General features: G+C 58.0%; 12 protein-coding genes and 1 pseudogene. 7 read left to right on the forward strand and 6 right to left on the reverse strand.

Annotated features, from left to right (window positions below):
* Window positions 1-100: 100 nt before the first annotated feature.
* On the reverse strand, window positions 101-457 hold the full coding sequence (gene queD / locus CFII64_RS29255) for a 6-carboxytetrahydropterin synthase QueD (RefSeq protein WP_080290856.1): 357 nt from the start codon (window positions 455-457) through the stop codon (window positions 101-103).
* Window positions 458-706: 249 nt separating this feature from the next.
* Here queD and CFII64_RS07510 point away from each other — a divergent pair, with 249 nt between their 5' ends.
* From CFII64_RS07510 to CFII64_RS07535, 7 genes and pseudogenes are all read left to right on the forward strand, one after another.
* Window positions 707-1,015 carry a PepSY domain-containing protein gene (locus CFII64_RS07510; RefSeq protein WP_020290187.1) on the forward strand — a complete coding sequence of 103 codons (309 nt, stop codon included), beginning with the start codon at window positions 707-709 and terminating at the stop codon, window positions 1,013-1,015.
* Window positions 1,016-1,324, forward strand: a complete 309-nt coding sequence (locus CFII64_RS07515) for a PepSY domain-containing protein (protein WP_020290188.1) — start codon at window positions 1,016-1,018, stop codon at window positions 1,322-1,324. It begins immediately after the preceding gene.
* Window positions 1,324-1,992, forward strand: a complete 669-nt coding sequence (locus CFII64_RS07520; protein ID WP_020290189.1) for a response regulator transcription factor — start codon at window positions 1,324-1,326, stop codon at window positions 1,990-1,992. Before CFII64_RS07515 ends, CFII64_RS07520 begins: the two co-directional genes overlap by 1 nt.
* Window positions 1,989-3,314, forward strand: a complete 1,326-nt coding sequence (locus CFII64_RS07525) for a sensor histidine kinase (RefSeq protein WP_020290190.1) — start codon at window positions 1,989-1,991, stop codon at window positions 3,312-3,314. Before CFII64_RS07520 ends, CFII64_RS07525 begins: the two co-directional genes overlap by 4 nt.
* A 227-nt stretch (window positions 3,315-3,541) precedes the next feature.
* Window positions 3,542-4,273 (forward strand): annotated as a pseudogene (locus CFII64_RS30475) (cache domain-containing protein); the annotation flags it as partial.
* A gap of 102 nt (window positions 4,274-4,375) precedes the next feature.
* Window positions 4,376-5,131 carry a methyl-accepting chemotaxis protein gene (locus CFII64_RS30480; protein ID WP_371106425.1) on the forward strand — a complete coding sequence of 252 codons (756 nt, stop codon included), beginning with the start codon at window positions 4,376-4,378 and terminating at the stop codon, window positions 5,129-5,131.
* A 163-nt stretch (window positions 5,132-5,294) separates the two neighbouring features.
* Window positions 5,295-6,359 carry an AI-2E family transporter gene (locus tag CFII64_RS07535; RefSeq protein ID WP_020290192.1) on the forward strand — a complete coding sequence of 355 codons (1,065 nt, stop codon included), beginning with the start codon at window positions 5,295-5,297 and terminating at the stop codon, window positions 6,357-6,359.
* Between the two features lie 58 nt (window positions 6,360-6,417).
* Here CFII64_RS07535 and nuoN read toward each other — a convergent pair whose 3' ends face one another.
* Genes nuoN through nuoJ form a run of 5 tightly spaced genes read right to left on the reverse strand, consistent with a single transcriptional unit; the run spans window position 6,418 to window position 12,131 of the window.
* Window positions 6,418-7,887 carry an NADH-quinone oxidoreductase subunit NuoN gene (nuoN, locus tag CFII64_RS07540; RefSeq protein WP_020290193.1) on the reverse strand — a complete coding sequence of 490 codons (1,470 nt, stop codon included), beginning with the start codon at window positions 7,885-7,887 and terminating at the stop codon, window positions 6,418-6,420.
* Between the two features lie 7 nt (window positions 7,888-7,894).
* The gene (nuoM, locus tag CFII64_RS07545; protein ID WP_020290194.1) at window positions 7,895-9,427 is read right to left on the reverse strand and encodes an NADH-quinone oxidoreductase subunit M; all 1,533 of its coding nucleotides are present in this window, start codon (window positions 9,425-9,427) and stop codon (window positions 7,895-7,897) included.
* A 39-nt stretch (window positions 9,428-9,466) separates the two neighbouring features.
* Complete coding sequence (gene nuoL / locus CFII64_RS07550) at window positions 9,467-11,320, reverse strand: NADH-quinone oxidoreductase subunit L (protein WP_020290195.1); 1,854 nt, start codon at window positions 11,318-11,320, stop codon at window positions 9,467-9,469.
* Window positions 11,317-11,625 carry an NADH-quinone oxidoreductase subunit NuoK gene (nuoK, locus tag CFII64_RS07555; protein WP_020290196.1) on the reverse strand — a complete coding sequence of 103 codons (309 nt, stop codon included), beginning with the start codon at window positions 11,623-11,625 and terminating at the stop codon, window positions 11,317-11,319. The genes nuoL and nuoK overlap by 4 nt, the downstream gene beginning before the upstream one ends.
* A complete protein-coding gene (gene nuoJ, locus CFII64_RS07560; protein WP_020290197.1) occupies window positions 11,622-12,131 on the reverse strand; it encodes an NADH-quinone oxidoreductase subunit J in 510 nt (169 codons plus the stop codon). Before nuoJ ends, nuoK begins: the two co-directional genes overlap by 4 nt.
* Window positions 12,132-12,135: the final 4 nt, after the last annotated feature.

The raw sequence follows: 12,135 nt of genomic DNA on the forward strand, positions 1-12,135 counted from the left end.
TACGCGTTCAGGGGTTTTGTTTGTCTGCTCGATTTGTGAATCATTAAATCGCAGACATAAAAAAAGCCACCTCATTGGGTGGCTTCTCACTAGCGCAGGATTAGTCTCCGCGATACTCACACCCGCTCGTGCATGTCTCGTGGATGCGAATGGCGGAGAGTTCCGGCAGCAGTGGCTTCAGCTCGTTCCAGATCCATTTCGCCAGGTTTTCGCTGGTTGGATTGTCGAGGCCTGGAATATCGTTCAGATAGTTGTGATCGAGGCGCTCGTAAAGAGGCTTGAAGATTGCTTTTATCTCGGAAAAGTCACGTATCCACCCGGTGTGTGGATCGACATCGCCAGCTAGATAGATTGCTACCCGGAACGAATGCCCGTGCAGGCGGCCGCACTTGTGGCCCTCGGGAACGTGGGGGAGACGATGGGCAGACTCGAAGGTAAACTCTTTGAAAATTTCCACAATCAATCAACTCTTAAAATGGTGATCGCCGTAGCGATACTTGCAGGCGACGAGTTTATCAGCAATGGCTTGACGGATGCGTTTAAAACCGCATCCAGTCTCCGGTTCGAGATACCAATGAGCCCGCGTTCTGCATCAATGGTGGTCTGAAATTTGTGCTGATGGCCTCTGGCCAGACAGATTCAGGTTCAATTAAGTTGACGGGGGTATCCTCTGAGTCTGGAAAATATGTCTCAGTGGAGATCAATAATGAAGACATCGTTAACCCTTTTCACTGCCGCTTTGTTCATCTGTTCTGCCGGTTTGGCCTCCGCCCGGGATATTGGTCAGGAGGAGGCGGCAAAGCTGCGCACCGCCGGCATTATTCAATCAACGGAACAGTTGGAGGCCGCAGCGCTGGCTACGCACCCCGGCGCCACCATTACTGATAGTGAGTTGGACGAGGAGTACGGTAAACACGTTTATCAGGTCGACTTGCGTGATGCGCAAGGTATTGAGTGGGACGTGGAGCTAGATGCCACCAATGGCACCATACTCAAGGACCATCAGGACAAGTAGATGACAGTTGAAAAGCGTCTCGTAGTCGTCTGTGGCCTGATGCTGGTGTACGCCGCTGCCCAAGCTAGAGATCTTGATCAGGACGAAGCACTGACCTTGCGCCAGGCAGGTGTCATTCTGCCCCTCGAACAATTCGTCGATTTAGCCTTGGGGCGTTACCCCGGCGCCAGGCTGCTCGAAGCCGAGCTTGAAGAGAAACATGGCGTCTATGTGTATGAGTTTGAGGTGTTGACCAGGGAAGGCGTTGTCCGTGAACTGAAGTTCGACGCGCGTGACAGCCGACTGTTGAAAGACGAGGAAGATGACTGATGCGCTTGTTACTGGTGGAAGACCACGTCCCATTGGCTGATGAGCTACTTGCCGGCCTGGGCAAGCAAGGGTACGCCGTGGACTGGCTGGCTGATGGACGCGATGCAGTGCATCAGGGTCTGAGTGAGCCGTACGATTTGATCGTGCTGGATCTGGGGCTTCCCGGCCTTCCGGGTTTGCAGGTGCTTGAGCAGTGGCGCGCTTCAGGCCTCGTCATTCCGGTGTTGATTCTGACCGCCAGGGGATCATGGTCTGAGCGTATCGAAGGACTGAAGGCCGGGGCAGACGATTATCTGACCAAGCCATTTCATCCCGAAGAGTTGCAGCTGCGCATCCAGGCGCTGTTGCGGCGCTCCCATGGCCTTGCCAATCAACCTCGTCTGGAATCGGCGGGTCTTCATCTTGATGAGGGACGGCAAAGCGTCAGCACTGATGGCGTAGATATCCAGCTGACTTCCGCAGAGTTCCGACTGCTGCGCTACTTCATGCTTCACCCCGAACAGATCCTGTCCAAAAGCCATTTGGCTGAACATTTGTATGACGGCGAAAACGAGCGTGATTCCAATGTCATCGAAGTGCATGTCAATCACCTGCGTCGCAAGCTTGGCAAGGCTGTCATAGAAACCCGCCGGGGCCAGGGTTATCTATTCGGTGGAGCGCCTGTTTGAAGTCTATTCAAGGGCGTCTCAGTCTTGGCCTGATCAGCGTCATGGTGGTCGTATGCTCGATCCTGGCGCAAACCAGCCTGTGGCTGTTTGAAGTCGGTTTGCAGCGTTATCTGGAAGCCGGGTTGCGCAATGAGAGCGAAAACCTGCTGGTTGCGCTGGTGCGTGGACCCACCGGCTTGCAACTTGATGAACATCGCTTGTCCCCGGCGTATCAGCGACCTTACTCGGGTCATTACTTTCGCCTGGACTTCGAACAAGGGCACTGGCGGTCCAGGTCGCTGTGGGATCTTGAATTGCCCAAGCTCGACGGCGTCGGGCTGCATGCCAATCTGGAGTTGGGCGCGACCGGCCAATCCCTGCTGTTGCTCAACACCGAATATCGCAAGTTCGGGCAGTCTATTTCGATCACCGTCGCACAGGATTACACCCCCGTCAGAGCAAGTTTTCAGCGTGTACAGCAATTTGGCCTAGGGCTCGGCCTTGCAGCGCTGCTGGTCATTCTAGTGCTACAGCGTATTACCGTGCGTCGCGCATTAAGGCCATTGGAGAACGTTCGAAAGCAGATATTCCAGTTGCAGCAGGGCAAGCGATCGCAGCTTGATAGCGAGGTGCCGCTTGAGCTGGAGCCGCTGGTTGCGCAGATCAATCATTTGCTCGCTCACACCGAGGACAGTCTCAAGCGCTCCCGTAATGCCTTGGGTAACCTCGGGCATGCGCTTAAGACTCCGCTGGCTGTGCTTGTCAGTCTGGCATCGAATTCCCAGCTTGATGCTTACCCCGCGTTGCGCAATACCTTGCGCGAACAGCTGGAGCACATTGAGCAGCGGTTGGTTCGCGAGCTCAATCGGGCACGCTTGTCCGGAGATGCGCTGCCCGGCGCGCGTTTCGACTGCGATGCAGAGCTGGGCGGGCTATTGGCGACATTGCGCATGATTCACGGCGATCATCTGGAGCTGTCGACCCAAGTGGCCGATGGCCTATTTCTGCCTTGGGATCGTGAAGACATTCTGGAACTGCTCGGTAACCTGATGGATAACGCTTGCAAGTGGGCTGACAGCGAGGTGCTGCTGACCATTGCCGAGCAAGAGCAGGGTTTTTGTTTGTTGGTTGAAGATGATGGTCCAGGGATTCCTGAATCCAGACGCGAGGAAGTGTTCAGCCGCGGCGCCCGGCTGGATGAGCAAATCACCGGGCATGGATTGGGCCTGGGCATTGTGCGAGACATTATCCACGCCTGGGGTGGCGAGCTCCGGTTGCTGGAAAGTCCGCTTGGCGGATTACAGGTGCGTATCGATCTGCCGCCGGGCCCAGCCTTGCTCTGAGGCTATACGAAACTCCTGCGTCGATAACCGTTTGGTCCTACAAACAATTCGGAGGATTCTCAACTTTTCGGGCGAATGGCCGTTAAACAGGTTAACTGCAGCTTACCCAATAAAAACAAACTGATTTCTGGAGCTCTATGCGTATTAGCCTGAAAGCCAAAGTACTTTCGCTGGCGGTGCTGCCGGTGCTGATATTTGCGCTGGTGATCAGCGTCGCGACCGTCGTCATGCTCCGCGAACAGGCTAAGCGCGAGGTCAGTGAGACGCGGGAGCGCTTGCTTGCCGAAGCCAAGTCGACCCTGCAAAGTTATGTCGCGGTCGCCATGACCACTATCAAGCCGATCTACGATGCTGCTGCGCCGGGTGACGATGCTGCGCGCGCGCAGGTCATCAAGTTGCTCTCCAATATCACCTATGGCAAAGACGGCTACTTCTTCGGTTACGATTCGCAATCGGTGCGCCTGTTCAAGGCCAGTAGTCCGGACGGCATTGGCAAGAGCTTCAAGGACGCCCGCGATCCCAACGGCGTTTTTGTCAACAACGAACTGGTTGCCGTCGCCAAAGCCGGTACGCATTACCTCCTTTATTCATCACCGCTGCCGGGCAAGACCGAGTTGTTGCCGAAGCTGGGTTATACCGAATATCTACCGAAATGGGACATGGCGGTCGGGTCATCGGTAAATCTGGATGGCATCGACGCTCAAGTCGCGGTGGTCGAGAAAAGTGTCGAAGCACGTCTGCAGGAGATGTTGCTGAGCATTATTGGCATCGCAATGTTGGTTCTGGTCATCATCACCGCGGTAGGGACCGTTCTGGCCGGTACGTTATTGCGCCCGCTTCGCTTGATGAAAGCCAATCTTGATGACATCGCAGCGGGGGAGGGTGACCTGACTCGCCGCCTGACGATTACCAGCCAGGATGAGCTCGGCGACCTTGCCGGGTCTTTTAACCGCTTCGTCGACAAGATCCATGGTCTGGTGCAGCAGATCGCGGGTATGACGACACAATTGAACGGGCTTGTCAGTCAGGTTTCCAGCCAGGCGCAGCGGTCCGAACAGGCAATGGAACGCCAGCGACACGAAACGGATCAGGTCGCCACTGCGATCAATGAAATGTCTGCCGCAGCCCAGGAAGTGGCCAAGAGTGCGCAGGGCGCATCGGTCGCCGCGCAGCAGACCGATGAGCAAGGTCAATCTGCCAAGCGAGTGGTGGACGGCAGCATCAAGCAGATTCATGCGTTGGTGGAAGATATCCGAAATAGCGGTACGTCTCTGGACAGCCTGCAGCAGGATGTTTCGTCAATTGTCAGCGTACTCGGCGTGATTCGCTCTATCGCTGAACAGACCAACCTGCTGGCTCTCAACGCCGCTATTGAAGCCGCGCGGGCCGGGGAAGCAGGACGTGGGTTTGCGGTGGTGGCTGATGAGGTGCGCGCCCTGGCCAGTCGCACTCAGCAAAGCACCCAGGAAATTCAGGGGATGATTGATCGACTGCAAAAGGGCACTCAGACCGCAGTCGATGCCATGCGCCGCTCTAGTGAGGCTGGCGATGGCACTTCCGTGCAGGCGAATCAGGCTGGCGCCTCTCTGGATACGATCGGCCAGTTGATCGGCACCATCAATTCGATGAACGCGCAAATTGCCAGTGCAGCCGAAGAGCAGACCGCCGTGGCCGAAGAGATCAATCGCAGCGTGCACCAGATCGCTTCGGCAGTGGACGTCGTGGCCGATGAGACCCGCCAGAGCGCTGAAACCTCTCGCAATCTGGATGACCTTGGCCGTCGCCTGGGCGCGCTGGTAAACCAGTTCCGCGTCTGATCCCGCCGGGACGCGTCCTGTCCTGATTCGCTCCTCTCCAGGCTTGGTTTCCACCGTCCTCCGGCAATCAGTTCGCTGATTGCCAGGATGATGGCACTTGCCCGTGGATTGGCGGACTAAGCACTAGGCCCGTCGATTCGCGGGCCTCTGACATGGACAGGACATGAACGAAACCACGTTGCAATACAAAACCTTATTGATGCTGCTGGTGCTGGTCACCATCGCCTTCGTGTGGATCCTGCTGCCGTTTTACGGAGCGGTATTCTGGGCTGTGATCCTCGGCATCATCTTTGCTCCCCTGCAACGTCGGTTGCTGCTGCGATTGAACTGGCAGCGCAACCTGACGTCCTTGTGCACGCTGTTGATTTGCCTGGTGATAGCCATTCTGCCAGTCATTGTCATCAGTGCGTTGCTGGTGCAAGAGGGCGCCACGTTGTACAAAAACGTGGAAAGCGGGGAGCTGGATATCGCCAGCTATCTGGCTGAATTCAAGGAACTGCTGCCGCCGTACTTGCAGCACTGGCTTGATCGCCTCGGCATGGGCGATCTTAATGGTCTGCGTGACAAGATTGCCAAAGGCGCTATGCAAGGCAGCCAGTACCTTGCCACTCAGGCCTTCAGCTTCGGGCAGGGCACGTTTGATTTCGTGGTGAGCTTTTTCATCATGCTGTATCTGCTGTTCTTCTTTCTGCGCGACGGCCAGGATCTGGTCCGCAAGATTCGCATCGCCGTGCCACTGGCAGAGCCACAGAAGCGCCGCTTGCAACTGAAGTTCACTCGGGTGGTTCGCGCCACGGTCAAAGGCAACGTCGTGGTGGCGATCACTCAGGGCGCTTTGGGCGGGTTTATCTTCTGGAGTCTCGATATCCCCAGCGCATTGCTGTGGGCGGTCATCATGGCGTTCCTGTCGCTGTTGCCAGCGGTCGGGGCGGGAATCGTCTGGGCGCCAGTTGCGGCGTATTTCCTGCTCAGCGGCATGATCTGGCAGGGCGTGGTGCTCTCGCTATTCGGGGTCTTCGTGATTGGTCTGGTCGATAACGTCCTGCGCCCGATTCTGGTGGGCAAGGACACTAAAATGCCGGACTACCTGATCCTGATCTCGACCCTGGGTGGCATGGCCGTATTCGGCCTGAACGGCTTCGTTATCGGTCCGATGGTCGCTGCGCTATTCATGTCGACCTGGGGGCTGTTCGTCGGGGCCAAGAAAACCGTACGCTTGCCGGGCTAGCTTTGCGTTGACCAAAAAAAACCTGCTCACGGGAGCAGGTTTTTTTATGCCTGGTGGATCAGCTCGGGACTTGCAGGCCCGAGTGCAATACCAGGTCAAGCAGGGGTTGTGGGTAAACCCCGAGCGCGAACGCCAGGATAGCGATGGCCAGCAGCATTACGCCGCCAGTGCGTTGTGCCCAGTTGAACTGCGCATCGTGCCGCGGCAGTTTGGAGTCAACCAGATACAGGGTCACCATCACGCGCAGGTAGTAGAACACGCCAATGGCGCTACCAATGATCAACGAGCCGGTCAGCCACCACAGGTGCGCTTCAACACCGGTGGCAATGATGTAGAACTTGCCGATGAAGCCCGCCGTCAGCGGAATGCCCGCCAGGGACAGCATCATCAAGGTCATCACGGCAGTCAGGTACGGACGGCGCCAGAACAGGCCGCGGTACTCGAACATCGCGTCGGCATCACGACCGCTGTAAGGCGAGGACATCATGGTGATGACGCCGAAGCTGCCCAGAGTAGTGATGACGTAGGTCACCAGGTAAACACCAATCGCTTCAACCGCCATGCCTTTGCTGGCAACCAGTGCGATCATCAGATAGCCAAAGTGCGCGATGGACGAATAACCCAGCAGACGCTTGAGGTTGGTCTGAGTCAGTGCCAGCAGGTTGCCCACGAGGATCGACGCAACGGCGATTACCGCCAGTACGTCATGCAGCACACCGCTGCTGGCCGCCGGGGAAATCTGGAATAAACGCACCAGTACCGCAAACACTGCGACTTTACTGGCAGTTGCCAGGAAGGCCGCTACCGGGGCAGGGGCGCCCTCGTAGACATCCGGCGTCCACAGGTGGAAAGGCACCAGCGACAGTTTGAACGCCAGACCGACCAGCATCATGCCCAGGCCCAGGCTTGCGAGCGGGCTCGGCAGGCCTGTGGCTTCCAGCGCCTTGCCAATCCCGTCGAAGCTCAGGGTGCCGGCTTCGGCGTACAGCAGCGCCATGCCGAACAGCAGGAACGCTGAGCCTGCGGCTGACAGGACCATGTACTTGATGCCGCCTTCCAGCGAGCGCTTGTTGAAGAAGGCATAGGCCACCAGCCCGTACACCGGCACCGACAGCAATTCCAGACCGATGAACAAGCCAGCCAGATGCTGCGCGCTGACCAGAACCATGCCACCGGCAGCGGCCATCAGGATGAGCAGGTAAAGCTCTTCGCGATTGCCGGGGTAGCCGACCTTTCCATCGCCGAGGTAGGCGTGGGCCATGGTCACGCAGGCCAGGGTCGACGCCAGGATCAGCGCCATGTACAGGCAGGCGAAACTGTCGATGTGCAGCAGCGGCGTGACGACCAGCGGGGCAACTTTCAGTGCCGGGTAGATCGATAGCAGTGCCAGGTTCAGGCCTGCAACGGACAGCAGGAATGTTTGCGAGTGATTGCGACGCCACGCGATTGCCAGCATCACCACGACAATCGTGGCGCTGGTAATCAGCAGCGGCGCAAGCGCAATAAAGTGTTGAATCGTCAGGTCCATAGCGCTCTTACCGGGCCGAAGCGAGTTGAGTGAAGGCGGTGCCGAGCCATTGCTGCACGCCATGCATGGTCGCTGCCGAAGTATCGAGGAACGGCTGCGGGTAAACCCCGAGCACCACCAGCAATACGGCAAGTCCCAGCACCATGATCAGTTCCCGTGCGTCCATCCCTTTGAGAACCTCGTCCGATTTCGACGGGCCAAAGTAGGCGCGGTGGATCATGATCAGCGAGTAGACGGAGCCAAACACCAGACCGGAAGTGGCGATTGCCGTGATCCATGGTGAGGCGACAAAGTTGCCCAGCAGGATCAGGAATTCACCGACGAAGTTACCGGTTCCCGGCAGACCCAGAGAGGCAGCCGCGAAGAACAGGCTGATCGCCGGCAGATAAGCGATGCGCGACCACAAACCGCCCATTTCACGCATATCCCGGGTGTGCATACGCTCGTACAACTGACCGCTGAGGATAAACAGCGCCGCTGCCGACAAGCCGTGGGCAATCATCTGTATCAGGACACCTTGCAGTGCCTGCTGGCTGCCGGAGTAGATACCGATCAGGACGAAGCCCATGTGCGACACGCTGGAAAACGCGATCAGACGCTTGATGTCGGTCTGGGCGAAGGCCAGGAAGGCACCGTAGAAAATGCCGATCAGACCCAGCACCATCGCGATGGGCGCGAACTCGGCCGATGCGTTGGGGAACAACGGCAGGGCGAAGCGCAACAGACCGTAAGCGGCGGTTTTCAGCAGGATACCGGCCAGATCGACCGAACCCGCTGTGGGTGCCTGGGCGTGAGCGTCCGGCAGCCAGGAGTGGAAAGGCACGACCGGCAGCTTCACCGCGAAGGCGATAAAGAAGCCCAGCATCAGGATGTATTCGGTGCCCGGTGCCAGTTGGGTCTTCAGCAGCGTGGCGTAATCGAAGGTGATCACACCGGTCTGGTTGAAGTTGACCAGCACCAGACCGAGGATCGCCACCAACATGATCAGGCCGCTGGCCTGAGTGAAGATGAAGAACTTGGTCGCAGCGTAGATTCTGGTCTTCTTGCCGTCCGATGAGCTATGACCCCAGAGCGCGATGAGGAAATACATCGGCACCAGCATCATTTCCCAGAAGAAGAAGAACATGAACAGGTCGATGGCGAGGAACACACCAATGACGCCGCCCAGGATCCACATCAGGTTCAGGTGGAAGAACCCGACCTTGCGCTGGATCTCGTTCCACGAGCACAGCACCGACAGAATGCCGAGCAGGCCGGTGAGCAGGATCATCAGCAGCGACAGGCCGTCCAGCGCCAGGTGCACGCTGATACCGAAGCGCGAGATCCACAGGTGCTTGAATTCAAGCGCCCAGGTTGGGTCGACGCCGGGAGCCGGTGCGTAACTGAAGTTGCCAGTACTCCACAACCAGAGGCCCAGGGCCAGTTCGAGGGACATGGTCAGCAGCGCAATCCAGCGCGGCAGGGTGGAGCTGTATTGCTCACCCAGCCAGCACAGCAGGCCGCCGATAAAGGGGATCAGGATTAGCCAAGGCAGAATCATGACGGGCTCAATTCCTTTCGCAAATTCGCAAGGTTCATGTCAGACCGCAACCACAACGACGGCGCCGAGTACCAATACGGCACCTACGGCGATCGAAGCAGCGTACCAACGCAGTTGGCCGGTTTCGGTGCGGCTCATGACGTCATGACCCCCCTTGACCAGACGTGGGATCAAACCAATGGTGCGATCCAGCGGATCGCCACGCAGCACATGGCTGATAGCCAGATAAGGTTTGACGAACAACTTGTCGTAAACCCAATCAAAGCCCCATGCCGCGAACCACCAGGCCGAGAGGAAACGACCCGGACCGCTGTTGGCGATGGCAGTAACCAGACGGCGCTTGCCGAGGAACAGCAAGGCAGCCAGCAGGATACCGGCCAGGGCGATGGCACCCGAAGCGATTTCCAGACTGTGCTTGGCGTCGCCGCCGGCATGGCCGACGCTTTGCGGCAATACATCAGCCAGTGGCGGAGTGATCATGGCACCGATGAAGGTCGACAGAATGATCAGCACCGACAATGGCAGCCAGTGAGCGATACCGTGACCTGCGTGGGCTTCGGTCTTGGCTTCACCATGGAAGGCGATGAAGATCAGGCGGAAGGTGTACAGCGAAGTCATGAACGCGCCGACCAGACCTGCATACAGCAGCGCATGGTTACCGCTGGCGAAGGCTTCCCAGAGAATTTCGTCCTTGGAGTAGAAGCCGGCGGTCAACAGTGGCAGGGCGGACAGCGCCGCGCCACCGACGATGAAGCTGGTGTAGGCCAGTGGCAGTTTCTTCCACAGGCCGCCCATCTTGAAGATGTTCTGCTCGTGGTGGCAGGCAACGATGACCGCACCGGACGCAAGGAACAGCAGCGCCTTGAAGAAAGCGTGCGTCATCAGGTGGAAGATCGCGCCTTCCCAGGCACCAACGCCCAGCGCCAGGAACATATAGCCGATCTGGCTCATGGTCGAATAGGCGAGGATACGTTTGATGTCGGTCTGCACCAGTGCCGCAAAACCCGCCAGTACCAGGGTTACGCCGCCGACAATGCCGACCAGATGCAGGATGTCCGGGGCCAGCGCGAACAGGCCGTGGGTACGGGCAATCAGGTAGACGCCTGCGGTGACCATGGTTGCGGCGTGGATCAGTGCCGAAACCGGAGTAGGACCGGCCATCGCATCCGCCAGCCAGGTTTGCAGCGGCAGTTGTGCGGATTTACCGACTGCACCGCCGAGCAACATCAGCGTCGCCAGGACAATCCAGAAGTCGCCGACCTTGAAGTGCTCCGGCGCCCGCACCAGCAACTCTTGCACGTTGAGGGTGCCCAGTTGCTGGAACAGGATGAACAGGCCGATGGCCATGAACACATCGCCGATCCGGGTCACGATAAAGGCTTTGAGTGCGGCGTTACCGTTGTTGCGGTTGCTGTAGTAGAAACCGATCAACAGATAACTGCACAGGCCCACGCCTTCCCAGCCGAAGTACAGGAACAACAGGTTATCGCCCAGAATCAGGAACAGCATGCTGGCGATGAACAGGTTGGTGTACGCGAAGAAGCGTGAGTAGCCCGCTTCACCACGCATGTACCACGATGCAAACAGGTGGATCAGGAAGCCGACACCGACCACGACGCCCAGCATCGTGACGGAAAGACCGTCCAGATACAGCGCGAAGTTCGGTTCGAAGCCATCCACAGCCATCCAGCGCCACAGCACCTGGGTGTAGTGACCACCATCAGGCGGCGCAACATTGAACTGGAAGATGACCCAGGCCGAAACAATGGCCGACAGCCCGATGGAGCCGACGCCGATCAGCGCCGCGAGATTTTCCGAGATGCGTCCGCGAGAGAACGACAGCAGCAGAAAACCGATCAGGGGGAATACGAAAGTCAGAAAGAGAAGGTTCATCCGCGCATCTCGCTGGCAGCGTCGATATCGAGAGTGTGGAAGCGGCGATACAGCTGCATCAGGATCGCCAGGCCAATACTGGCCTCGGCGGCGGCCAGGCTGATCACCAGGATGAACATGATCTGTCCATCCGGCTGCGCCCAGCGGCTACCGGCAACGACGAACGCCAGAGCGGCCGCGTTCATCATGATCTCCAGGCTCATCAGCACGAAGAGTATGTTGCGGCGCACCATCAGGCCGACCAGACCGAGGCAGAACAGGATACCGGCGACAGCCAGGCCGTGTTCCAGAGGGATTGCATTCATTGGCTTGGCTCCTTCGCCTCGTTACGGCCCAGATGGAACGCCGTGACCGCTGCAGCGAGCAGCAGCATCGAGGCAAGTTCCACCACCAGCAGATACGGTCCAAACAGACTGATACCGACCGCTTTGGCGTCGACAGTGGTGTGGCCGATGCTGGCGCCGGTTGAATTGCTGAACAGCACGTACAGCAGTTCAGCCAGCAACAGCGCGCCGAGGATGACCGGGCCGATCCAGATGCCGGGCTTGAGCCAGGTGCGTTCCTGCTGAACAGAAGCCGGACCCAGGTTGAGCATCATCACCACGAAGACGAAGAGCACCATGATCGCGCCTGCATAAGCGATGACTTCCAGTACGCCGGCAAAAGGTGCGCCGAGGCTGAAAAATGTCATCGCCACGGCGATCAGCGAAATGATGAGGTAGAGCAGGGCGTGCACCGGGTTGGTGTTAGTGATCACTCTTAAAGTGGCCACCACAGCGACACCCGATGCGAAATAGAAAGCGAATTCCATCTTT

The organism is Pseudomonas sp. CFII64, assembly GCF_000416235.1.
GTDB lineage: Bacteria > Pseudomonadota > Gammaproteobacteria > Pseudomonadales > Pseudomonadaceae > Aquipseudomonas.